Here is a 22,226-nt window from a genome sequence, read left to right as displayed (position 1 = left end):
TTCAATGAATTGTTGGTTCAGCCGATCAGCCGCTTGAGTTTCTCAAGCGCGGTCTGGTCGGATTCCTGGAAGTCGATGGTTCCCGAAAATTCGCCCTTGGCGGTCATCAGGTAGATCGCTGCGGTATGATCGATAGTATAGTCGCCGCCCGGTTGCGGCACTTTGGCCGAATAGACCCCGTAGCCCTTCTTGATCCGGTCAAGCTGGGCATCGGTTCCGGTAAGGCCGATTATCGGCGTGCCGAACAGGTCGACATATTTGCCAAGGTCTGCGGGCTTGTCATGGCCGGGATCGACCGAGACAAAGACGATGTTGAACTTCATGCCGTCCGGCCCAAGCTGCTTTCGCAGCCGCGCCATGCGTGACAGGCTGGTCGGGCAGACATCGGGGCAGCGGGTGAAGCCGAAGAAGATCGCGAACGGCTTGCCTGCCAGCGTTTTGTCCGTGACGCTTGACCCGTCGGGGGCGGTCAGCTCGAACGGCCCACCGAACGCACCGGCATAGCTGGACGGCGGAGTGTCGCCACCGCTCCGGCCAAGCGTGAACAGCAAGGCGAGCATCCCCGCAAGCGCAACTAGTAGCCATAGCACCCAGCGTGCCTTCGCCAACCCAGTTGATGGGGCGGGCCTATCAGTGTCCGACATGTCCGCCCTCCATTGGCCCGGCTGCCCCGACTGCCTGGACGGCAAATTGCACCGTCACGCGTCCCGCGCGCTGAAAGCGCAGGGTGACCGGGAAGCGCTCACCCTGGCGGAGCTGGCGCTTGAGCCCCATGAACATGACGTGGAAGCTGCCGGGCCGCAGTTCGAGTGTGCCTCTGGCCGGGACGGCGATACCATCGGTGACTTGCCGCATCCGCATCACGCCGCCGTCCATCGACATGGTGTGGAGCTGGACTTCGGCGGCAATCGGGCTGGTGGCTCCGACGAGGCGATCCTCACGCGCGCCACTGTTGGCAATGCGCGCAAATCCGCCGCCCACTGCCTGCCCGGAGGCGGTTTCTCTGGACCAGGCCCCGGAAACAGTGATCGCGCCGACCCGGCTTGGTGCGGCGTCAATGGGCGTGGCAACGACAGCCGTCATAGCAATCGCGGCAAACAGACGTTGGCAGATGGTCATGAGATGGTCCCCTCGTGGTCGGCACAGCCGCAGGACGAAGCCCCGATCATATGCGAGACAGGATGGGCGGCCTGCAGTTGAAAGTTCTCAGGCGCGGGCGCGGCGAAATGGGTGCCAAGGCAGAACGCTACAGCGAGCCAGGCGGCGATGCGCACAGTGCGCAGCGCCGTGATAAACCGGGGTGAAAGTGTGATGCTGTTCATGGATCAGCTCCTGCGGGCTTGCGCGAGCGCAGCCGCAATGATGGGGGCGATGGCTTCACGCTCTTCGAGGCTGAGGCATGCGCCGATCTCGATGGAGTGCTGCCGATGCCTGAGAAACAGGCGAAGATTGGCAGGGCTGCGCTGCTCGGCGGCGAACTGCGTCCCCCAGGGGGAAAGTTCGATTGGCTTCTGGCGCGAACGTCGGAGCACGACTTTGCCTTGGCCCAATTCCAGCGTTTCGCTTGCCGGTGCCGATTGGCGATGCCGGTCCAGGGCGAACACCAAGAGAGCAAGGACGCCCAGCGAAAACACCGGAACCAGCCAATACCCTTTCAGGGCAGGCAGCACGGCGATGATCGTCAGGCAGGTGCCAAGAATGGCGATGGCTTGGCGCTCATGGCTGCCAAGCGTCGAACGGTTCTCGCGCATGAGCAGGACGAATGGCCGTTCCGCAGGCAGCGGATCGGATGCAGGTAGGGCAAGCCAGTCGCCTGGCGTGGCCCAGGGCCGTCCTTCTGGACGGCGCAACAATTGATACATTGGGAAATGCTCCGGCTAGGCCGGCGCACGTATCGGGAAGGTGATGACGCGCGACCGGCCCGTCTGACAGGAAATCTAGACTGTCAGACCAAAGCCGGTGGGCCGCGCAGAGGCGGACGGAGGTGGGAATGCCGCAGCGCGCGCGGCGCGGTAACCGGCACAAAGCCGAGCGCCATGATGAATATCAGGGCCAGCGCCAGCAGTGCCGGATCGGCAGCGCTCAGGCTGGCGAACGACAATGCGGAGAACGCGCAGGTGCCGTCAGACTTGCCATGCTCGCTTTGACCGCCGTGAGATTGCCCGTCGCCGGGGATCACGATCTGCTTGGTCAAATGCCCGCCCTGCGAGTCGGCGCAAATCACCACTGTCAGCACTCGGTCTGCACTGCCGATCATGTAACCGGCAGGAACCAGCACTTTCATGCACAGCGCCGCCACGATCAGGATCATGGCCAGGGCGCGATGGTGCATAAGAAGAGTGCGTGACACTGACATCTCAAGGTCCCACTAGGCTTGGTTTGCTCAACTGTCATCAAGCTTTTGGCAATGACCGACTTATCTCGATGAATCTATTCTCGCGAACGGCGATGGCGATCAATGACACTTGAAGTTTGACGAACCAACATTTGAACCACCTCCGAAAAACCCGGGACGCTTCAGTGAGGGCGCCGCAGGGTCAAATGGTGCTCAGCAACAGACTTGTTTCGCTGTTTTCAATGCCGTCGATCATCCTCACTTCCCTCAGAACGCGATCGAAGTCCGATAAACTGGGCGCGCAGATATCCGCGACCAGATCCCAATTCCCATTCGTCGTGTGCAGCGACCGGATTTCCGCAATTCCTCTGAGCCTCTGGATCACCTGTGTGGTGGATTTGCCCGACACCTCGACCATCATGACGGCGCGAACAGTAAGATCGTCGTAATCCTCGCGCACGCGAACGGTGAAGCCGAGCAGAGCACCCGTCGCCAAAAGCCGGTCGAGTCTGTTCTGAACCGTTCCGCGCGCCACCCCCAAGGCATCAGCCAGCTTGGACAGCGGCGCGCGTCCGTCGACTCTTAGATGGGCGATCAGGCGGCGATCAAGATCATCCGGAATGAATTTTGCGATCGATTTGGAAATGCGGAGATCCTTCACTTGGGTGACGAAATGCCCGAATGAACTAGGCAAATTGCTCAATCATGCCTCAATTTCAAGACAAAACTGGCATTTCGATAGATATCTACGATTCATATGGTGAATGGAATGGACCACGACTGCGAAAGATCTGCCATGCCTCCCGCCCCTTCCCAACTCGCCTATATCCCCTTCGTCAGCGTCGAGAACATGATGCGCCTGGTGCATCATTCCGGCATCGAGCAAGTCCTGCTGGAACTGACCGATACGGTGGAAGCGGATTTTCGCCGTTGGGACCTTTTCGAAAAGACGCCAAGACTGGCATCGCACTCTCATGAAGGTGTGATCGAACTCATGCCGACATCGGATGGAGAATCCTTCAGCTTCAAATATGTCAACGGGCACCCCAGCAATACGACCAAAGGCTTTCAGACCGTCGCGGCATTTGGCCTTCTCGCACGGGTGGACACCGGTTACCCTCTCATGCTGACGGAGATGACGTTGCTCACCGCGTTGCGCACAGCAGCAACTTCGGCCATGGCGGCCCGCCACCTTGCCCCGCAGGATGCCAAAGTCCTGGCCATGATTGGCAATGGCGCGCAGGCCGAGTTCCAGGCTCTGGCGATGAAGGCAGTTATCGGCATCGAGGAAGTACGGCTTTACGACATCGACCCCAAGGCAACCGAAAAGGCGGCGCGCAATCTGCGAGACAGCGGATTGCGGGTGATCCCCTGCGTCAGTTCACATGACGCGATCCAAGGCGCACAGATCATCACGACCTGCACGGCCGACAAAGCCTATGCGACGATCCTGACCGACAACTTGGTCGGCGCCGGCATACATATCAATGCGATCGGCGGCGATTGCCCCGGCAAGACCGAACTGCACAAGGACATTCTCGCCCGCGCGGCCACTTTCGTCGAATTCGAACCACAAACGCGCATTGAAGGCGAAATCCAGCAGATGGATCCCGACTATCCGGTGACCGAGTTCTGCAAGGTCCTCAGCGGCGAAGCCGCTGGCAGGCGCGACCCCCGCCAGATCACCCTGTTTGACAGCGTCGGCTTCGCGATCGAGGATTTCTCCGCGCTTCGCTACGTATACGACAAGCTCAAGGGGACCGACTTCTACCAGGAAATCGACATCGTCGCCGATCCTGATGATCCGCGCGACCTGTTTGGCATGCTCCAGCGGGCCGCGGCCTGAGCCACCGGCCTTGTGACCGACCATGGGGCCGGAGCAGCGAAACGCAACGGGGCCGGTGGACAGGATCTCAAGCGGCACCCCCCGATTACAGCCATTCACAGCGAGGCACGATGCCATTTTCCTCTCCCCTGACCGAACAGCGCTTCGTTCTCCAGCATGTCGCGCGGATCACGGACCTCGCAGCGACGCCACGCTTTGCCGCAACGGAGCCCGACATGATCGACGCCATTCTTGAAGGCGCCGCAGCGCTTTCCGAAGGGGAATGGGCACCGACCAATCGCACGGGAGACAGGATCGCCCCCAAATGGGAGGATGGCGTCGTCACCATGCCGCCGGGCTTCAAGGAGGCATACAACGCCTATGTCGAGGGCGGTTGGGGGACGATCGCCGGACCTGTTGAGTTTGGCGGCCAGGGTTTGCCCAATGTGCTCGGTTTTGCGGTCGCCGAAAGTCTGGGGGCCGCGAACATGGGCTTTGGCCTGTGCCCCATCCTCACTTCCGGGGCGGTCGAGGCCCTGGCGAGCCATGGCTGCGACGACTTGCGCCGCATCTATCTGGAAAAGCTGGTGACAGGCGAATGGACAGGCACGATGAACCTGACCGAGCCTCAGGCAGGATCGGACGTCGGCGCGCTCCGCACAAGCGCAGTACCCGTGAAAGATGGCAGCTGGCGGATCAAGGGGACGAAAATCTTCATCACCTTCGGCGAACACGACCTGGCCGACAACATCATCCACCTGGTTCTGGCCCGAACGCCAGATGGCCAGCCGGGAACGCGTGGTATTTCGCTTTTCCTTGTCCCCAAGGTGCGGCCCGACGGAAGTCGCAATGACGTGTACTGCGCTTCGATCGAGCACAAGCTGGGGATTCACAGCTCACCGACCTGCGTCATGGTCTATGGCGACAACGACGATTGCCATGGCTGGTTGATAGGCCCCGAGTTTGGCGGGATGCGCGCCATGTTCACGATGATGAACAATGCGCGGCTGAATATCGGGCTGCAGGGAGTCCAGATCGCCGAACGCGCGACGCAGCAGGCCCTCGCCTATGCACGCCAGCGCATCCAGTCGGCGCGCGCGAATGGCACCTCTGCCGAACCGGTCGCCATCATCGAACACCACGATGTCAGGCGCATGCTGATGCGGATGAAAGCCCAGACCCAGGCAGTTCGCGCCCTGGTCTATGCAGCCGCGGTGGAGGTGGATCGCGCGCGTCTTGCTCTCGATGGCGCAAGGCAGCGTCTCGATCTGCTCACCCCGCTCGCCAAGAGCCACGGCACGGACGTTGGCTGCGAAGTCGCCTCGCTTGGCATTCAAGTCCATGGCGGCATGGGTTTCATCGAGGAAACGGGGGCTGCGCAGCACTATCGCGACGCCCGTATCGCCCCGATCTACGAGGGGACGAACGGCATACAGGCTGCCGACCTTGTCGGACGAAAACTCGCGGGCGATGACGGTGCGGGGATGGCAAGGCTCATCGCGGATGTCCGTGCAGAAGCGCAACATCCAAACCTCGTGGCCCTGACCGACAAGGTAGCTGACCTGACCCGGTCGTTGCTGGCCTGGGAAGTCGATGACCGGCTGGCGGCAAGTGCGCCCTACCTCAGCATGGTCAGCGTGATGACCTGTGGCTGGCTGATGGAACGCCAGGGTCGCATCGCCGCAGATCTGCTGGCAAAGCGACAAGGCGATCCTGGCTTCCTGAAGGGTAAGATCGCCTGCGCCAACTGGTACCGCGCGCATATCGTAGCGGAGGCTCTCGGACTGGCGGAGGGAGTGCAAGCTGGAGCGGCCTACCTGTTCGATCTGAATGTCGATGAGATGTGACCGCACTTCTCGCAATGGATGGGTTGCCTCGCAAGTCGACAGCCCTTTGGCGCAACCACTTGCAAAGGCGCTGAGTTTCAATTCTGCTGTGCCAACAGGATTCCTCTAATGAAAAAATGCATGCAATCGGCGGCTGCCTTTACCCGTTTTGCCCCGCAAGTGCGCGAGCAATCGGCGTTGCGCCAGGCCATTACCGAGGCATACCGCCGCCCGGAACCCGATGCCGTTGCCGAACTCCTGCCACAGGCAACGCTCGAGCCGGTACTGCAGGACGCCATCGCGGAAACCGCAACGGGACTCGTCAAGGCGTTGCGCGCTAAGGGCCAGCGCAGCGGCATCGAAGGGTTGGTGACGGACTATTCGCTCTCCAGTCGCGAAGGGGTGGCATTGATGTGCCTTGCGGAAGCCCTTCTGCGCATCCCCGACAACCAGACCCGCGACGCGCTGAGTCCGCACCCGCGACGCCGCCCATATGCGCATTAACAAGCTCGTCGAGCGCGGCATAACCAGCTTCACCTACACCTATGATTTCGGCGACAACTGGCGACATCGTATCGAGATCGAAGAGATCTCATCCACCATTCCCGGCACCAATTACCCCCGCTTCGTCGATGGCGAACGGCGAGCCCCGCCCGAAGATGTCGGTGGCACACCAGGGTTCGAAGAGTTCCTTGAGGCCATGTCCAAGCCGCGTCATCCCGAACGCAAATCCATGATCGAATGGTATGGCCGACCCTTCGACCCCGCCGATATCAGCCCCGACGAGATCAGCGCACGCATGGCAAAGCTCGCCAAGCGAAGGGCGCAGGGAAAAGCCGCCTACGCCGACGCTAAATCCCGCGACAGCTAATCGATGGCGGTTTCCTGACCACGCTTACCTTTGGAACGGCCAATGGCCTGGCTCTGAGTCCCCCTTTTGCGCCCTGGCCGTGCCGGTGAACCTTCACGATGGTGGCATCGACCATGGCGTATTCCATGTCGGGTTCCTCCGACAGGGTATCGAAAATCCGCTTGAAAACATCGGCTTCGCGCCAATCACGAAACCGCCGGAAGGCTGTGCTCCAGTTGCCGAACATGGCCGGCAGATCGCGCCACGGACTGCCCGTCCGCACAATCCAAAGCACCGCCTCCAGGAACAAGCGGTTGTTCCTGCCGCTGCGTCCGGGGTCCGTCGGCTTGCCCAGACAATGCGGTTCCATCTTTGCCCACTGGGCGTCGGTCAATACGAAGCGTTCCATCCGAAGTGTGAATCACATCTTCGGACAAATGGGAATCCTGAATCCCCACAACCCCTAGTCTAGCGATGGCTCGCGGGTACCGAAAGTGCCTCAGACAGACTCGAAACAAGGGCGCGCTTGTCGACCTTGCCCACGGGCAGCAGTGGGAGAGCTTCCATGATGTGGAAGTGCTTTGGCAGCTTGTAATGCGCCAGCCGCTTGGCCAATTGTTCGCTCAACGCGTCAATATCCAGTAACTGTCCCAGCTGCGGTTCGATCCAGGCATGGCCCACTTCACCCCACAAGGGGTCGGGCAAGCCAGCAACCGCAGCGCGCGCCACGCCCGGATGCTCTTCAAGCACCTGTTCGATCTCGCGCGGGTAGACATTGTAGCCGCCCGACTTGAACATGTCGCTGAGCCGGCCGACCAGTTTCAGTCTGCCGTCGGGAAGCCATTCTCCGACATCGCCTGTATGGAGCCAGCCGTCACGGAGAGTGTCGTCGTCGCTGTCGGAACGGCCAAGATAACCCAGGAAGCATGCCTCGCGGCCGACAAGGACCTCTCCCGCATCCGACAAGGCCACATTGCGCCCCGGAACGGGCCAGCCGGGCGAACCCGCCAACAGTTCGGCGGGTGTTCCGAGTGGCGCCAGCGTGATCGCGCCAACGCTTTCGGTCTGGCTATAGTCAGTGCCGAGCCGACCGGGGAACAACCCATCAAGCCTTGCCACCAGCGCCTCGCTGGCCGGCGCGCCTGACCAGCACACTGCTTCGAGAGAGGACAGATCGTGCGCAGCCGGATCATCCGCCGCCAACACCAGTTCGAACATAGTGGGGACCTGATACCAGAATGTCAGTCTGTCGCGGGCAATGCGCGCAAGCGTTCCATCGGCCTTGAAGCGCGACATGAACGACAGGCACCCCCCCGAAACAAGCGTCGTGACTGCAAGATCTCCGACGCCGCCGATATGATTGATCGGCAGATTGACCAAAGTCCGAAAGGGCCCGTGATTCCATGCGGAGATGCGCCTGCGGGCGCCCTCGACCAGGGCACTTTGCGAGATGAGCGCGGGTTTTCTCCTCCCCGACGATCCCGAAGTGAAGACGACGAGAGCCGGCTTGTCGGGTTCCGAAACATCGGGAACCGGACCCTGCCCCTCGATCGCCCGGAAGGGAACGGTGCGAATCCCGTGCGGAAGAACGTCTGGATCAGCAGACTCGCCGAGCAACACAACTGAAGGAGATGAATCCGCGAGCAGCGTGGACAGTTCGTCGGCCGTGCTGCGCGGTGACAGCCCCAGCCACACCGCCCCGATCCGCGCGGTCGCAAGAAAGCTGATCCAGAACTCCGGAGCCGGTGCCGAAAGGATGGCGACCCGATCGCCCGCGGCGACCCCAAGATCCAGCAATCCGGCCGCGCAGCTCTCAACCGCGCCGCGCAACTGCCGGTAGTCCCAGCGCGCGCGCCCCGTAAGCATGGCATCGGCCTCGTCTGGCGGGAGGTCCAGATAATCGCCAAGGCGACGCAACCCCGGGGCTGCGGGAGCAAGCATTCCAAGCGGGTTCATTGCGGCAGCGCCAGAAGCCGGCGTGGTGTCTCAAGCAGCATCCGGTCGACTTCCTCCTGGCAAAATCCTCTGCGCAGCAGCAGGGGGACAACATTCCTGAACAGGTGACCGTAGCCGTGTCCGCCGTAGCGCAGCAGCCGCGAGCGATAGCAGATGTCCTGGCTGATCAGCAGCTGGTCGATGTGCCCCCGGTCGCGCAGGCGCCGCAGCGCCGCGACCCGCACGCCATCGTTGGGCATGTCGATATCGGCCCACTTATAGTAGGTCGTTTCCATCCCGAAGAGATCGAATTCGACGCCGATGCCGGTGTCAGCCAGGCGGAACAGCCGTTCGTCATCGAAGATGGTCCGGTCGATGTGGCTGATCACCACCCGGGTAAGATCCGCCCCGTGCCCGCGCAGGAAACCGGCGATCTCCTGCGGCTGGTCCGCATCGCGCCCGGGATGCACGGCAAGTGCCGCGCCGGTTTCCTGCATGGCGATCACGGCTGCTGCCATCACGCGCTTTTCCAGGTCGGTCCACGGGGCCTGGCAACCGATTTCGCCGATGATGCCGGCGCGCACCCCGGTGCCAAAGGCGCCCTCGCGGATTGCCGCGATCATCTCTGCCGCGAAACTCTCGATATTGCGTCCGGCGTTGGCGGAATCCTGGTATTCATCGACATACCAACCGCAACCCATCACAATCTGGACACCACTGCGCCGCGCGAGTTCGGCCAGCCCGACCGGATCGGGATGAAGTCCCCCGCAAGACAGCTCGACGATCGCCGCCCCGCCATCGGCGCGAAAGCGTTCCAACTCGCCGGCAATGAGATCAATCCCGTCCAGGATCAGGTTTCCCGGAGCGTGAACCTCGCCGTAGTCGATCGCAAAGCGCTCATCGATCAGGATATCATAGCCGCAGCATCCATCGCCGTGCCAATCGGGTGGGCGAATGTCGCATAGCAGATGCTCGTGCATCAGAGTCGGACCGAGATCACCGGGGGCGATATCGCCCAGGACGGTTCGAACAACGCTGTTCATTCTTCTGCCGTGCCCTTTCTGCGTTCGCGGCGGCGCAAGCTCGCCGCGGCGCGGGCCAGCGGTGCTAAACCGTTTTCCACCCCGTCCGGGTCCGCAGCAAATAGCGCGCGGTACCACAGGATGCTGAGAAAGCGGGCAAGCTGGTCATCATCGCTCGCGGTGCGGGCAAGAATCTCCGATAGCGCGGGATCCTGCGCTCCGAAAAGCTTGCGGACCATCTCATCCATCATGCCGCCCAGGGCATAGGCCGCAAGCTGTACCTGGTTCTCGTCGACGCGGATCCGCGGAAAGCGCTGGATCGTCGCGCGAGCGATGCGCTCGTACCAGCGGCGGTTTGCTTCCGAAAAGATCGCGGCGAATTCGGGAACCTCGTCGGCGAATTGCAGCAGACAGCGGATCAGCCCTGCATTGGCGCGCGCCGCCGCAATCCAGCTGCGGTTGGCGGCATAGATTGCCGCATAGGGCGTTCGGCCGCCGGCATGTCCTGCGGGACCGGCCCCGGCCATGAAGCTGTCAAGAAATTCGCGCAGGACGTCCTCTGTAAGCGCCAACTTGCCTTCGAAATAAAGATAGAGGACCGGCGTGGTGATGCCCGCCCGTTCGCAGACATCCGACACTTTCATGTCGCGATAGCCGATAGTATTGAGCACCTCTATCGTGGCCAGACGGATCCGCGCGCGAGTGCGCTCTCCCTTGGTACGCAGCTGCTCCCCGGCCTGACGACGCGCCACATAGTCCCGAAAACTCAGAGAATCTGGCACCTCCACACTCATTCGCTTACCTCTCGCCAGCTAGCTGCATATGGGCGCCTTAACATCACAAGGGCCGCCAGCGCGACAGGTGCGGTTATGGCAGGTAAAAGCGCAAGCGATCGGCCAACGGCAAGATCGTTAGCGAACAGGTAATCGGTGCCCAACGCGACAAGTAACGGGCCTAGGCTTAGGCCGACAAGGTTTGAGATAAGCAGGTAAAGCGCCGTAACCTGCCCCCGCATCGCCGGAGGCGTAATCAATGCCAGCGAAGCGCTAGCAATGCCATAGGGATAGCTTTGAGCGAAGGCGACAACCAGGGCAGCCGCCAGCACCACGCCAAGCTGTGCCGACAGGGCGAAAACCGGAACGCTGGCCACGAACAACAACACACCCCCGATCGCAGCCAGCGGCGGACCATCTGCGACGCGCCGGGCAAGCAGCTGATCGACAAGCCAGCCCGAGCCGAATACGCCCAGTGGCCCCATTACCAACATCATGGTACCCAGCCGCACGCCCGCTTCGGCTGGTGTCAGCCCGTGGACCCGCACTAGTACGGTGGGGGCCCAGGCCAGAGTGCCATAGGCCAAGACAGTGATAGCGGTAAAAGCGACAAAGTGAGGACCATAGACTCCCCGTCGCGCCCAAAGCCAGGCGAGACCTTGCCTGAGGGGTAACTGAGCAGGCGCGGCACCGGCCGCCTGACGGCGCGGCTCGTCAACCAGAAACATGGCGAGTGAAAAGATCAGTCCTGGCAATCCGATGACCGTGAATACCACGCGCCAGCCTGCTATAACTCCCACAACGGGCAAATGGACCGTGTCGCCGAGCCAAGCCAGCAGCCATCCGCCTGCCAGCAGGGCAAGTGCCGAACCAACAAAAATTCCACTCTGGAACAAACCGATCGCTCTTGCCACCCGGTTTCGCGGGAAGCGATCGGATAGCAGCGAGACTGCGGCCGGGGAAAGTGCAGCCTCACCAACCGCGACCCCCATCCGGGCAAGAAACAGATGCGCGTAATCGCGCGCCAAACCGGACACGGCGGTCATGACGCTCCATATGCCGATACCGACGGCGATTAGCCTGGGCCGGTCGGTACGATCGGCAAGGCGCCCCAGGGGCAGGCCCAGCAAGGCATAGAAGCTGGCGAACGCGATGCCCTGGAGAAGGCTGATCTGGGTGTCGCTGATCTCCAGATCCGCGCGGATCGGTTCGACCAGCAGCGTCAGGATCTGCCGGTCGACGAAGGAAAGTGAATTCACCAGGAACAGCAGGAAGGCCAGCCGCCACGCGGTGCCTTGGCCTTGCGTTGTCGGATTCTTGCGCTCAGTCATCGCCGACCCACAGCGCCAGCCAATCGGCAATCAGTGCGGGCTTGTCAGGCATTCCCTCGATCTCGACTGTTACCTCGAGCCGCAGCATCGTGCCGCTTTCGCGTTCTTCCACACCGTCAAGCTTCACCCGACAACGGATTCGCTCGCCCACCGCAACGGGGATCAGGAAGCGCACACGATCGAAGCCATAGTTGATCGGGTGGCCTCGACTGTCGTGACGGCCCGCAATCGCATAATCGGTTACCTGGTGCAGGAACTTCGTCAGCAGCGACAGCGTAAGGAACCCGTGGGCGATCGGGCGCCCGTAGGGACTGTTCCGTTCGCACCACTTCGGGTCATTGTGAAGCGGTTCAATGTCGTCCGTAACTGCAGCAAAGACGTCGATTCGCAATTGGTCTATCGTCAACCACGGCGAAACGCCGAACTCTTCGCCGACTCGTGTTTCGAGAACTGAATGGCGGATTTCAGCCGATTTATTCATGTTTCCTCCTGACGACGCGAGCGCCTCGACGGACAGTTGACATTTCGTAAGAACCTAGTCAAGTTTCAGTTATAAGCTACTACATACTAGGTTTTGGAGGGTTTCGTGAATCGACGTGAACTGCTTTCTGCAATGGGAGTGACGGGTGTGGCGATGACCGCCAGCGCCTCTATGGCACGCGTGGCCGACAGTGTTTCCACAAGCCAAACGCCTGCTGCCGCTGGAAACAAACCGATTCTGGCGATGATTGCCTATCCGGGCATGTTCCCGCTCGATCTGGTCGGGCCCGAGGCCGTCTTCGCGGGATTGGGCACCCACCGGGTAGGACTTGTCTGGAAGTCGCACACCCCCGTCCGTTCGACTTCAGGCCTGGCGATTGTGCCGACTATGACCTTTGAGGAGGCAGAAGAGGCCGGGCCGATCGACATCATTTTCGTCCCCGGCGGCACGGTGGGAACGCTGGCCTGCATGGAGGACCCGCAGGTTCTCGGCTTTCTGCGCCGACATGCCCCGACCGCAAGCTATGTCACCAGCATCTGTACCGGTTCACTGGTCCTGGGGGCGGCAGGCCTGCTCGACGGATACCGTGCGACCTCGCACTGGGTCGTGCGCGACCGGCTCACGGCGTTCGGCGCTACCCCGGTGGAAGCCCGCGTTGTCGAGGATCGCAACCGCGTGACCGGCGCCGGGGTCACGGCAGGCATCGACATGGCCTTGACGCTGGCAGCGCGGCTGGTCGGGGAAAATCACGCCAAGGCCCTGCAGCTCAACATTGAATACGATCCGCACCCTCCCTTCAATGCGGGCACACCGCAGGGTGCCGGACGGGAGGTCGTAGATCACCTTTCCAAGGTCTACGCCCCCTTCATCGACCAGGTTAACGTGGTTGTTCCGCGCGCCGCAGCCAAGGTGCTCGGCTCGTGACCGTCGCGCGCGTCTTCGCCTTGTCGGCCGCGCCGCTGGCGCTCGCCGCTGCGCTTGCATCTACGCCCGCCCATGCCGCCAGCCGCGCGGCCGAGGTGCGCTACACCGCCTATGGCGTCGCACACGTAAAGGCCGACGACTTCGAGGGCGTGGGATTTGGCTATGGCTGGGTCTATGCCCGCGACAACCTTTGCCTTGCGGTCGATCACGCCATCACCCTGGCCGGCGAACGCTCGTTGCGGATAGGACCCGATGCGACCTACTTCGACGGCTTCGCCAATCTCGGCGGCGGTCTGCAGGTCAATAACTTTGACAGCGATGTGTTTTTCCGGGCTCATTTGACGCCCGCCGTGACGAAGGCCGCGCAGGCCTATGCCTCTGCCGACATGCGGGCGCTCGTCAAGGGATACGTCCGCGGCTTCAACAAGCACGCCAGTGAAACCGCCCTGCCCGGTGAGGATTGCCGCGGAAAGGCCTGGTTCAGGCCGCTGACCGAAGCCGACATCTGGCGGCGGATCGTCCATGTCCCAATTCTCGAGACCTCGAACCTGCTCCTTCAGCAGATTGCCCGCGCGACCCCTCCGGGGGGCACCGTGGCCCGTGTCGAGCCTTCGTATCCCGAACCGATGGCCGGTTCGAACGCTGCAGCATTCGGACGTAAGATGACCGCGTGGGGAGGCGGACTCAGCTTCTCAAATCCGCATTTTCCCTGGGACGGGATCGAGCGCCTCCATGCCGTGCAATTGACCGTGCCGGGCAAGTACAATGTCTTCGGAGCGGCACTCTACAATCTTCCTGTACCGATGCTGGGTTTCAACGAAAGCATGGGCTGGTCGATCACCTACACCACCGACCAGCACGCGACTGTCTACCAACTCGAGCTCGATCCTAAATCGCCGACCCGCTACATAGTTGACGGCCATTCCGAAGCCATGACCGCAGTAACGATTGCGGTCCCGGTAAAGACCGGGAACGGGATTGAAACCCGCAAACGGAAGCTGTGGAGGACACGCTACGGCTGGATGATGGCCCTTCCCGGATTCGAGTGGACAGATCGGCGCGCCTACTCGATTGCCGACGCGGAAAACGGAAACGTGCGCCTCGCCGATGCATTTCTCGATGTCGGCAAGGCAAAGACGGTCGGCGCCGTGAAGGACGCGCTCGAACGGCATATGGCTCTTCCCTGGTCAAACCTGACGGCTGCGGATTCAACCGGGCAGGTCCTCTACGGCAACATTTCGCTGACACCAGATGTCGACGACGCCAAGCTCGCCCGGTGCCGGGTGACGGTCGATGCACAGATCGCCCCGACGGTCGAATATGTCGCCGCGATTCTCAATGGGAGCGATTCGACTTGCGGTTGGGGCCGCGATCCCGCTGCGGTCCAGCCCGGAACCGTGCCGGCCTCGCGTCGCCCTTCGATGATTCGCGACGATTTCGTCCTCAATTCAAACGACAGCCACTGGCTCTCGACCTGGGACAGCTCCGCAACCCTCGAGGGATATGCGGCAACGATCGGCAACGAGCGCACCTTGCGCGGCGAACGCACGCGAATGGGCATCATGATGGCGCTCGGGCGGCGCGATGGCAGCGATGGCCTCGGCGCACCAGGCATCGACGCCGGAAAGTGGGAGGCGCTGTTCTTCCGCTCACGCAACCTGATGGCCGAGCTCTTGCTGGACGACATCCTGGACGATTGTCGCGCCAGGCCCGTTGTTGATCTCGGCGGCGAAGGAAAGGTCGACCTCACCCGGGCTTGCTCCATCCTCGCACGATGGGACCGGACCGACCGGCCCGACGCGCGCGGCTCGATCTTGTTTCGTGAATTCATGATCGGACTCGAGCGGCTGCCCGAGACCGGCTTCAAGCTTGCCGTCCGCTACTGGAAGGTTCCTTTCGATCCTGCCGATCCGATCGCGACTCCGCGCGGCCTCAACGTCTCGGATGAAACCCGCACCGCGCTGGCCAGAGCGGTTTTGCGCATGAGCCGCGTCGGGATCGCAATCGACGCTCCCTTGCGCGAGGTTCAGTTTGCATCGCGCAACGGAGCCCGTCTGCCGCTGTCGGGCACATCGTACACTTATCACATGCTGGTCGATCCGATCAGGGCAAACCCAGAAGATCCCCAGCGCCTTCGCGGCGACAGTTACATCCACGTTGTCGAACTGCGCCCCGAGGGGCCGCGCGGACGCTTCATGGTGACCTATTCGCAATCGACCAACCCACGCTCGTCGCATTTCGGCGATCTCACCGCACTCTACTCAAGCCAGTCCCTTGCCGACGTCGCGTTCACCCCTCCCCAGGTCAAAGCCGATCAAGTCGGAGAAACTGTCCGGCTTTCTTATTGATATCCCCATAAAGCAAAGGATTCTCTTCATGAAAGTTGCGCATATTTCCGGCTGGATCGCATCCGTGTCACTTCTGGCCATTTGCACGCCCGCACTCGCCCAGAACCAAGCTGCGAGCGCGAACCCGGATCAGGGTGAATCGGACGAGATCGTGGTTACTGCCCAGCGGCGGAGCGAAACCATCCAGAACGTTCCCATGATGCTTTCCGCATTTGGCGGCGAGGAACTCAAGAAGCGCAACGTCGTTAACCTTGAGGATGTGGCGGACAAGGTTGCGGGAGTTCAGATCTTCCGGACCGTAACCGGACAGCCAACCTGGATCATCCGTGGCGTCGGTTTGGTCGAAACCAATCCCAACAATCCGCCGCCGGCCTCGATCTACCTTGACGAAGTCTATGAGGTAACCAATGCGCAGGGGCAGATGCCGCTGTTCGACGTCGAGCGGGTTGAAGTGCTCAAGGGACCGCAGGGTGGTACTTACGGCCGCAACACAAGCGGCGGCGCGGTCAAGATCATCTCGCGCAAGCCTGACCTTTCCAACCTGCGCGCCGATGCGACGCTTTCCTATGGCAGCCATAGCCGGTTTTCGCTGGACGCTGGCGTCTCTGTTCCTCTGGCAGCCGATGTGGCCGCGTTGCGCATCGCCGGTACGGTCAAGGCGGGCGGAGGCTGGCAGCACAGCATCTCTGACAACCGCGATTGGGGCGACGCTGATGTCTTTGGCTTGCGCGGCACCCTGCTGGTGGCGCCCGCCTCGAATGTCACGGCCAAGCTGATCATCGATTATTCGAGGGACCGCTCCGAGCTTCCGCTGCTGCGCGCCGCCGGTGCTCGCGCCCTGTCCTCGGAGGGAGGCACCAGTGCGGCATTGTGGTGTGCGCCCTTCAATGCGGGGGCGCTCAGTGATGCCTGCCGCACCTACCCAGGCGTCCTCAACGCGCTTGGCTTCACCTTCCTGTCGTCCGCAAGCCCCGCTACCCAGGCGGCGAACGGCTCAACCACGCTTTCCAATGCCTACAACAAGCTCGACGTCGAAACCCTGGGAACGACCTTCGACCTAAAGATCGATTTTGGCGCGGTTTCGCTTGAAAGCATCACGGCCTATCGCGACTTCGACTATGGCCGCCAGATGGATGCCGACGCCACGGCCAACGAGCTTGGCCACTCGATCACGCGCGACCGCTTCAAGATCTTCAGCCAGGACCTGCGGCTTCAGTCCAACGGCGAAGGCCCCTTCACCTGGGCACTGGGTTTCAATTACGGCGAGGAACGACTGAACAGCAAACGCACGTTCCTGTTTCGCGACGATCCGTTCACCGGGACCGCGTTCACAGCCTACGGCGCAGCCAGCCGCAGCGAGGCCGTAGCCGATGTCGGCTATCTTCAGAATTCTCGCACCTATTCTGGCTATCTCGAGGCAGGCTATGCCTTCACGCCGACCTTTAAGCTTAATGGCGCGCTGCGTTATACCGATCTGACCAAGCGCTACCACGATGGTGGCTTCAACTTCCCGCTTGGCACCGGCGCGGTTTCTGCTTCACCTCTGGTCCAGAGCTTGGTCAATTACACGCTCAGCGACAGCTACCACCTCCGCAACAATTGGACCGGCAACCTCTACCTGAGCTGGAAGCCGGGCGAGAACACCCTGTTCTACGCCAGCCTTGGCCGCGGCATCAAGGAAGGCGGGTTTTTCGGAGGCTTTCCCAGCCAGGGACAATCGTCGATTGTGCCGTTCAGGGAGGAAACGGTCTGGGCCTATGAAGCGGGATTCAAGCTCCAGGGCTGGAACCGCCGGTTCGGACTCAATGCCGCCGCTTTCTACTATGACTATGCAGACGCCCAGGCCAGCGTACCGGCGGTCAGCGCCACCGGTGCTGTTTTCGGTCGTCCCGGCAACGTCGATGCTCGACACAAAGGCGTCGAGCTTGAAACCTTCGTGGTCCCCGTCAATGGCCTGCGCTTGTCGGGAAGTATGACATACCTCGATGCCAAGTATCACGATACACAGCAGTACGCGACGCTCGATAGCGGCGGTCTGGCAAGCTACATGGGCCTTCGCCGCGAATTCGCGCCCAAGTGGAGCTGGACTGTCGAGGCGCGCTATGACGCTGATATCGCGGGATTCGGCAAGCTGGGCTTCATCGTCGACGCCAACGGAAGGAGCAACCGCTTCATGCCCCAGTTGGCGAGCGCCAACGTCAACCCGTCGCTGCCTGCCCCCACCACTATGCGTGAGATGTCGCGGACCCTGGTTGGCTATACGCTGATGAATGCGCGCGTTTCCTTCCAGCCGGAAGGACAGCCGTTCTCGATCGCCGCGTATGTGCGCAACTTGACCGACAAGCACTACGTTGTGGTGACCCAGACCGACGGCATCGCACCCAACTACGGCCAGTTCTACAACGAGCCGCGCACCTTCGGCGTCGAGGTGGGCATTCACTTCTAACCTTCGGGTCCATCAACCGGGCCACAGCCGACACGCCAGCTTGGGCCCAGTCGAAGCTTAAACCCTGCGCGGCAGCGATCGCCGCGCAGGGTTAAACTGACCAAATAACACAGTAGCAAAAGCCGAGGAGCCCAGGATGGCTACGATAACGCTCAACCGGACGCAGCACTACTACGAGGACACGGGCGGCGAAGGCCCGACCATCCTTTTCATCCACGGCCTGTTTTTTGACGGACGGATGTTTGCCGATCAGATCACCGGACTCAAGGACCGTTATCGCTGCGTCAGTCTTGACTGGAGGTCGCAGGGACGAAGCGAAGTGGCTCCTTTCGGCCATGATGTTGACGGTCTTGTGAATGACGCTCGGGCGTTGATCGAGGCCCTCGACCTTGCCCCCTGCCATGTGGTTGGGGTTTCGGTGGGCGGTGTGATCGCCATTCGTCTGGCGGCGCAATATCCCGATTTGATCAGCGCTGCGGTCGGCATCGGATCCTCGGCGAAATGCGAAACGATCGAAACGTTGGTTCGCTACGAGGATCTGTTCGCGCGCTATTCCGGCGACGGACCGGAAAGTGTGATCGGAGAACTAATGCCGCTCATTTTCGGCAAGCGCTTCAATGAAGCGCCCGAAATGGCCGCGGCGCGCGACTCCTGGCGCGCCCATATCTGCGGCAACAACGGCATGGCAGTGGGACGGGCAGCGGCGCCGATCCTGCGCCGAGTCGATATCAGCCACATGCTCGAATATGTGCGTTGCCCTGCTTTATTCGTGGTCGGCGACGAGGATTTCGTCAACGGCATCGACAAGGCAAGACACATCGTGGCCGGCATTCCCTCGGCGCAAATCGCGGTGATGCCAGGCGTTGGGCACACCCCTCCGCTTGAGGCGCCGAAAGATCTGGCTGACATCTTAGCGAACTTTTTCGACAGCCTACGGGACCAGCCACGGTAGCAGGCCAAAGCGATCATGCGCGGCTTCCCATGCAGTGGGGAATCGATGGCTCTGTGAACTGGCCCCCCCCCGACAAGTGGTGCTTTCATTTACCGCCCGCACTGGCAACCATCGTCCTGGCAGCAGCAGTATTTGCAGTGATATTGTTTTTCCCTTGGTCTGACCAAGAAGGGATGGAAATCCCCATAGTTGCCATGCTTGAGGATCAGCGTGCAATAGGCACCCCCTTCGTGGGGTGATCGGCGTGCAAAAAGGGCTCTGACTCACTTTTGGTGCAGATAAGCGGGCTGATCGCAGGGTGGCATGAGTCGCGCTCGAAGAAGGTCGAGCTTTGCGCGTCCGTACATTTGCCGTTTGACGAGCTTTAGCTTGGTGATTTGTCCTTCCGTTTGTCCGTTGGACCAAGGGTCGGTGATGGCGGCTCTTACAGCATCCCAGTCGTCGCTGAGCCCATTGGCGAACGAACGGAACGGCGTTTCGCGGGCTTCTTCGATCCACGTGGCGAGGTCGCAGTCGGTTTGTTGCCTGATCATCCGATGGAAACGCTCGGCAAGATTGCGAACGGAGACGAGCGCCGGGACGGCGTCTTCGATCATGGTCACAAGCCTGGCTTCCGATATCGAGAGCTGATCGCGCGCCGCCGTCATGAGCCGGGCAACCACCCGCGCCGATGGAACGGCGCGTGGCCCGCGACCGGGCGCAGCTTCGTCGCGTCGACGCCGGGTCGCCCATTCGGTCACGACACGCAAGCCACCTTGGAAGCCGCGCCCTTTGAGGCGCCGCCAAAGCTCGGCCCCATTGTGGCCACCGCCATGCCATTCAGCGTCCAGCGTCACCAGCCAGGGGTCGAGAGAGCCGATACGCGTACGGAAAATATCAGATCGTCCGCCGCGCGCAACTTGCCGCACAGTCTTGCGGGCATAGCCAGTTGCGCGAACGATCGCCTTGATTGACGTGCCCTTCAGGAGCAGCGTGCGGATCATGTCGTCGGCGTTCTGACGCCGCTTGAAGCCTTCATATTGAAGCCGCTCAGCGCGGGTGAGAAGGTGCGGGTCAGGTTCAGCCCGCTGCAGCGCGTGGCGAATGGCGCGCATGGATTTACGGACGGCGTCGAGGAATGCCTGGCTGGCATTCTCCATCAAGTGCCAACGATCCGCAACCTGTCTGGCGTGTGGCAAGGCGCGGGCAGCGGCATGACGGTAACCGCCACCGCGATCGCGTGCGATAATAGTGATCTCCGGTCTTTTCTTGAGCCAGGCTTCGACTGTGGAAACACTGCGATCAGGAAGAAGGTCGATAACCCGCCGACGTTCCAGATCGCAGACGATCGTTCCATATCGCTGCCCGCGCTTCCATGCCCAGTCGTCGATGCCGACGATCGTCGGCTTCACCTGCGTCTTGTCGAAACGGCGGCGGACGGTGCGCAGCAATGTATCCTTGCTGACAGGCATTAGTAGCCGGCGAGCCAGGCTGGCCGCCGGACGCCCGCCCAGCGCCAGCCCGAGGTGATGCACGATGGAATCGAGGCGGGCCGTACGCCGGGAAAATGTCGCTGCGACATCTGCTCGAAAACGTTCGACGAAAATGCGTGTGCGGCAGCGCGACGTGGCGCAGCGAAAGCGGCGGGCCACAAGGCTGATCCGAACCGGACGGCCATGAGCTGGCAAATCGGCAAGGGTGCGGTGATATCGACTATGCACACGGGCCGATGGGCGATCACATCCTGGGCAGATAGACGTCCGAGATAGCGACCGCGCGGTGATCTGGAGCTGACTTCTGACGTTCTCGACCTTCTCGATCACCAGTCCTGTCGGCGCGATGGCATCGCGAAGCGCGCTGTCTCCCATGACGATATCCTCCTGCGGAAAATCTCGCCATTATCATCCCGCCTGCACCAAAAGTGAGTCAGAGCCCCTTTTGAACACGATGACGTAATTGCTGCCGTTGTTCTCATTTGGGCGCGACAGCTGCAGGATGCGAGAAATCATCGTAACGGAGGAGCATCGCCATGAAGCACTATGTCGGACTGGACGTATCGCAAAAGGAAACGTCGATTTGCATCGTCGATGAGGCAGGACGGCCCATACACCAGGGCCGGGTGAAATCCGATCCGGGCGTGCTGGCGGCGGTCATCGCCAAGAAAGCTCCCAATGCCGAACGCGTCGGCCTCGAGACGGGCGCCATGTCGAGTTGGCTCTGGCATGAACTCAAGCGCACCGGTTTGCCCGTGGTCTGCATCGATGCGCGTCACGCCCATGCGGCCCTGTCCGTTCGCATGAACAAGAGCGACGAGAATGATGCTCGCGGTTTGGCGGAACTCGTCCGGGTCGGCTGGTATCGGGAGGTTGCCGTCAAGAGTGAAGAAAGCCAGACCGCGCGATCCATCCTCGTGTGTCGATCCCGATTGGTACGGGTCCGGCGCGACCTCGAAAACCAGATGCGGTCTATGCTGAAGGAATGCGGTCTGCTCTTTCCACGCGCTGCCGGCGGGCAATTCCAACGGCGGGTCAACGACCTCATCGCCGATGGCCATGCTCTCGGCCCCATTCTTCGGCCGCTGCTATCCGTGCACCAACAGACTTGTAGCGAACTGGAAAAGATCGACCGAACAATCCGCGACCTTGCGCGAGAGGATGAAACGACGCGGCGGCTCATGACCGTGCCGGGCATTGGCGTCGTCACGGCCCTGACATATCGTCACACGATCGACGATCCAACCCGTTTCCAGAATGCGGCAAAGGTTGGCGCTTATCTCGGACTTACGCCCCGCCGAAAGCAATCGGGTGAAATGGACGTCACGGGAAAAATCTCGCGCTGGGGCGACCGGTTGTTACGCGCCTATCTGTTCGAGGCGGCCAGCGTGCTGCTCCATCGAACCAAGCGGTGGTGCTCGCTCAAGGCGTGGGGGCTGCGGCTTGCGAAGCGAAGTGGCATGAAGAAGGCGCAGGTCGCGGTCGCCCGAAAGCTCGCCATCATCCTTCATTGTATCTGGGTGGATGGAACCGAGTTCGAGTGGGGGAAGCAGCCTGCCTGACCGTCATACCCACCCTGAGATTGCAGGCCTGACGCCAGACCTGTGATGATCCACCGGGACGGTGGTTGCGGTGACCTCGTTCAAACGGCTGCGGACTTCCAGGACCGCGTTGCGCACGTTGAGGGTAAGCGTGGTCAGGAAACC

Annotated in this window: 21 protein-coding genes and 1 pseudogene; 9 read left to right on the top strand and 13 right to left on the bottom strand. The window is 61.6% G+C overall.

Annotated features, from left to right (window positions below):
- Positions 1-17: 17 nt before the first annotated feature.
- The 6 genes from ACVENA_RS19705 to ACVENA_RS19680 form a co-directional block, all read right to left on the bottom strand.
- A complete protein-coding gene (locus tag ACVENA_RS19705; RefSeq protein WP_449326752.1) occupies positions 18-644 on the bottom strand; it encodes an SCO family protein in 627 nt (208 codons plus the stop codon).
- On the bottom strand, positions 631-1,119 hold the full coding sequence (locus ACVENA_RS19700) for a copper chaperone PCu(A)C (protein WP_241942229.1): 489 nt from the start codon (positions 1,117-1,119) through the stop codon (positions 631-633). Before ACVENA_RS19700 ends, ACVENA_RS19705 begins: the two co-directional genes overlap by 14 nt.
- Positions 1,116-1,322: a hypothetical protein gene (locus tag ACVENA_RS19695; protein WP_241942230.1), complete on the bottom strand. Its 207-nt coding sequence runs from the start codon at positions 1,320-1,322 to the stop codon at positions 1,116-1,118. Before ACVENA_RS19695 ends, ACVENA_RS19700 begins: the two co-directional genes overlap by 4 nt.
- Before the next feature lie 3 nt (positions 1,323-1,325).
- A complete protein-coding gene (locus ACVENA_RS19690) occupies positions 1,326-1,862 on the bottom strand; it encodes a DUF2244 domain-containing protein (RefSeq protein ID WP_449326751.1) in 537 nt (178 codons plus the stop codon).
- A gap of 83 nt (positions 1,863-1,945) precedes the next feature.
- Positions 1,946-2,311: a DUF2946 family protein gene (locus ACVENA_RS19685; RefSeq protein ID WP_241942232.1), complete on the bottom strand. Its 366-nt coding sequence runs from the start codon at positions 2,309-2,311 to the stop codon at positions 1,946-1,948.
- A 226-nt stretch (positions 2,312-2,537) separates the two neighbouring features.
- Positions 2,538-3,038: an Lrp/AsnC family transcriptional regulator gene (locus ACVENA_RS19680; RefSeq protein ID WP_241942233.1), complete on the bottom strand. Its 501-nt coding sequence runs from the start codon at positions 3,036-3,038 to the stop codon at positions 2,538-2,540.
- A gap of 66 nt (positions 3,039-3,104) precedes the next feature.
- On the opposite strand from ACVENA_RS19680, the gene ACVENA_RS19675 reads away from it, so the two are divergent.
- The 4 genes and pseudogenes from ACVENA_RS19675 to ACVENA_RS19660 all read left to right on the top strand — a co-directional run bounded on the left by ACVENA_RS19675 (position 3,105) and on the right by ACVENA_RS19660 (position 6,857).
- Complete coding sequence (locus tag ACVENA_RS19675) at positions 3,105-4,181, top strand: ornithine cyclodeaminase (RefSeq protein ID WP_449326750.1); 1,077 nt, start codon at positions 3,105-3,107, stop codon at positions 4,179-4,181.
- Between the two features lie 110 nt (positions 4,182-4,291).
- A complete protein-coding gene (locus ACVENA_RS19670; protein ID WP_449326749.1) occupies positions 4,292-6,007 on the top strand; it encodes an acyl-CoA dehydrogenase in 1,716 nt (571 codons plus the stop codon).
- 120 nt (positions 6,008-6,127) lie between these two features.
- A pseudogene (locus ACVENA_RS19665) lies at positions 6,128-6,454 on the top strand (hypothetical protein); the annotation flags it as partial.
- Between the two features lie 25 nt (positions 6,455-6,479).
- Positions 6,480-6,857 carry a plasmid pRiA4b ORF-3 family protein gene (locus tag ACVENA_RS19660; protein WP_449326748.1) on the top strand — a complete coding sequence of 126 codons (378 nt, stop codon included), beginning with the start codon at positions 6,480-6,482 and terminating at the stop codon, positions 6,855-6,857.
- Here ACVENA_RS19660 and ACVENA_RS19655 read toward each other — a convergent pair.
- Genes ACVENA_RS19655 through ACVENA_RS19630 form a run of 6 tightly spaced genes read right to left on the bottom strand, consistent with a single transcriptional unit; the run spans position 6,838 to position 12,378 of the window.
- Positions 6,838-7,245 carry an IS5 family transposase gene (locus ACVENA_RS19655; protein WP_449326747.1) on the bottom strand — a complete coding sequence of 136 codons (408 nt, stop codon included), beginning with the start codon at positions 7,243-7,245 and terminating at the stop codon, positions 6,838-6,840. The two genes, ACVENA_RS19660 and ACVENA_RS19655, sit on opposite strands and share 20 nt — an antisense overlap.
- Positions 7,246-7,304: 59 nt before the next feature.
- Positions 7,305-8,792, bottom strand: coding sequence for a class I adenylate-forming enzyme family protein (locus ACVENA_RS19650; RefSeq protein ID WP_449326746.1), 1,488 nt, complete (start codon positions 8,790-8,792; stop codon positions 7,305-7,307).
- Positions 8,789-9,814 carry a phosphotriesterase family protein gene (locus ACVENA_RS19645; RefSeq protein WP_449326745.1) on the bottom strand — a complete coding sequence of 342 codons (1,026 nt, stop codon included), beginning with the start codon at positions 9,812-9,814 and terminating at the stop codon, positions 8,789-8,791. The genes ACVENA_RS19650 and ACVENA_RS19645 overlap by 4 nt, the downstream gene beginning before the upstream one ends.
- Positions 9,811-10,545, bottom strand: a complete 735-nt coding sequence (locus tag ACVENA_RS19640; protein WP_449326744.1) for a TetR/AcrR family transcriptional regulator — start codon at positions 10,543-10,545, stop codon at positions 9,811-9,813. The genes ACVENA_RS19645 and ACVENA_RS19640 overlap by 4 nt, the downstream gene beginning before the upstream one ends.
- A 38-nt stretch (positions 10,546-10,583) precedes the next feature.
- Positions 10,584-11,897, bottom strand: a complete 1,314-nt coding sequence (locus ACVENA_RS19635; RefSeq protein ID WP_449326743.1) for an MFS transporter — start codon at positions 11,895-11,897, stop codon at positions 10,584-10,586.
- Positions 11,890-12,378, bottom strand: coding sequence for a MaoC family dehydratase (locus ACVENA_RS19630; RefSeq protein WP_449326742.1), 489 nt, complete (start codon positions 12,376-12,378; stop codon positions 11,890-11,892). The genes ACVENA_RS19635 and ACVENA_RS19630 overlap by 8 nt, the downstream gene beginning before the upstream one ends.
- A 105-nt stretch (positions 12,379-12,483) precedes the next feature.
- On the opposite strand from ACVENA_RS19630, the gene ACVENA_RS19625 reads away from it, so the two are divergent.
- The 4 genes from ACVENA_RS19625 (at position 12,484) to ACVENA_RS19610 (ending at position 19,048) form a co-directional block, all read left to right on the top strand.
- The gene (locus ACVENA_RS19625; RefSeq protein WP_449326741.1) at positions 12,484-13,302 is read left to right on the top strand and encodes a DJ-1/PfpI family protein; all 819 of its coding nucleotides are present in this window, start codon (positions 12,484-12,486) and stop codon (positions 13,300-13,302) included.
- Positions 13,299-15,650 (top strand): penicillin acylase family protein, encoded by a 2,352-nt coding sequence (locus ACVENA_RS19620; RefSeq protein ID WP_449326740.1) that lies wholly within the window; start codon positions 13,299-13,301, stop codon positions 15,648-15,650. Before ACVENA_RS19625 ends, ACVENA_RS19620 begins: the two co-directional genes overlap by 4 nt.
- Before the next feature lie 28 nt (positions 15,651-15,678).
- Positions 15,679-18,096, top strand: a complete 2,418-nt coding sequence (locus tag ACVENA_RS19615; protein ID WP_449326739.1) for a TonB-dependent receptor — start codon at positions 15,679-15,681, stop codon at positions 18,094-18,096.
- A gap of 136 nt (positions 18,097-18,232) precedes the next feature.
- Complete coding sequence (locus ACVENA_RS19610) at positions 18,233-19,048, top strand: alpha/beta fold hydrolase (RefSeq protein ID WP_449326738.1); 816 nt, start codon at positions 18,233-18,235, stop codon at positions 19,046-19,048.
- A 263-nt stretch (positions 19,049-19,311) separates the two neighbouring features.
- Here ACVENA_RS19610 and ACVENA_RS19605 read toward each other — a convergent pair whose 3' ends face one another.
- Complete coding sequence (locus tag ACVENA_RS19605; protein WP_449326737.1) at positions 19,312-20,895, bottom strand: ISL3 family transposase; 1,584 nt, start codon at positions 20,893-20,895, stop codon at positions 19,312-19,314.
- 161 nt (positions 20,896-21,056) lie between these two features.
- On the opposite strand from ACVENA_RS19605, the gene ACVENA_RS19600 reads away from it, so the two are divergent.
- A complete protein-coding gene (locus ACVENA_RS19600; RefSeq protein WP_449325887.1) occupies positions 21,057-22,082 on the top strand; it encodes an IS110 family transposase in 1,026 nt (341 codons plus the stop codon).
- The last annotated feature ends 144 nt before the right edge of the window (positions 22,083-22,226 follow it).

Source organism: Sphingopyxis sp. 550A, assembly GCF_053569535.1.
Note: the sequence above shows the minus strand (reverse complement) of the source record. Positions and strands in the feature narration are given on the sequence as shown.

What these genes read in the sequence shown, in the direction of transcription:
- ACVENA_RS19705 (WP_449326752.1), bottom strand. Translation starts at nt 644, where the DNA reads ATGTCGGACACTGATAGGCCCGCCCCATCAACTGGGTTGGCGAAGGCA.
- ACVENA_RS19700 (WP_241942229.1), bottom strand. Translation starts at nt 1,119, where the DNA reads ATGACCATCTGCCAACGTCTGTTTGCCGCGATTGCTATGACGGCTGTC.
- ACVENA_RS19695 (WP_241942230.1), bottom strand. Translation starts at nt 1,322, where the DNA reads ATGAACAGCATCACACTTTCACCCCGGTTTATCACGGCGCTGCGCACT.
- ACVENA_RS19690 (WP_449326751.1), bottom strand. Translation starts at nt 1,862, where the DNA reads ATGTATCAATTGTTGCGCCGTCCAGAAGGACGGCCCTGGGCCACGCCA.
- ACVENA_RS19685 (WP_241942232.1), bottom strand. Translation starts at nt 2,311, where the DNA reads ATGATCCTGATCGTGGCGGCGCTGTGCATGAAAGTGCTGGTTCCTGCC.
- ACVENA_RS19675 (WP_449326750.1), top strand. Translation starts at nt 3,105, where the DNA reads ATGGACCACGACTGCGAAAGATCTGCCATGCCTCCCGCCCCTTCCCAA.
- ACVENA_RS19670 (WP_449326749.1), top strand. Translation starts at nt 4,292, where the DNA reads ATGCCATTTTCCTCTCCCCTGACCGAACAGCGCTTCGTTCTCCAGCAT.
- ACVENA_RS19660 (WP_449326748.1), top strand. Translation starts at nt 6,480, where the DNA reads ATGCGCATTAACAAGCTCGTCGAGCGCGGCATAACCAGCTTCACCTAC.
- ACVENA_RS19655 (WP_449326747.1), bottom strand. Translation starts at nt 7,245, where the DNA reads ATGGAACGCTTCGTATTGACCGACGCCCAGTGGGCAAAGATGGAACCG.
- ACVENA_RS19650 (WP_449326746.1), bottom strand. Translation starts at nt 8,792, where the DNA reads ATGAACCCGCTTGGAATGCTTGCTCCCGCAGCCCCGGGGTTGCGTCGC.
- ACVENA_RS19645 (WP_449326745.1), bottom strand. Translation starts at nt 9,814, where the DNA reads ATGAACAGCGTTGTTCGAACCGTCCTGGGCGATATCGCCCCCGGTGAT.
- ACVENA_RS19635 (WP_449326743.1), bottom strand. Translation starts at nt 11,897, where the DNA reads ATGACTGAGCGCAAGAATCCGACAACGCAAGGCCAAGGCACCGCGTGG.
- ACVENA_RS19630 (WP_449326742.1), bottom strand. Translation starts at nt 12,378, where the DNA reads ATGAATAAATCGGCTGAAATCCGCCATTCAGTTCTCGAAACACGAGTC.
- ACVENA_RS19615 (WP_449326739.1), top strand. Translation starts at nt 15,679, where the DNA reads ATGAAAGTTGCGCATATTTCCGGCTGGATCGCATCCGTGTCACTTCTG.
- ACVENA_RS19610 (WP_449326738.1), top strand. Translation starts at nt 18,233, where the DNA reads ATGGCTACGATAACGCTCAACCGGACGCAGCACTACTACGAGGACACG.
- ACVENA_RS19605 (WP_449326737.1), bottom strand. Translation starts at nt 20,895, where the DNA reads ATGGGAGACAGCGCGCTTCGCGATGCCATCGCGCCGACAGGACTGGTG.
- ACVENA_RS19600 (WP_449325887.1), top strand. Translation starts at nt 21,057, where the DNA reads ATGAAGCACTATGTCGGACTGGACGTATCGCAAAAGGAAACGTCGATT.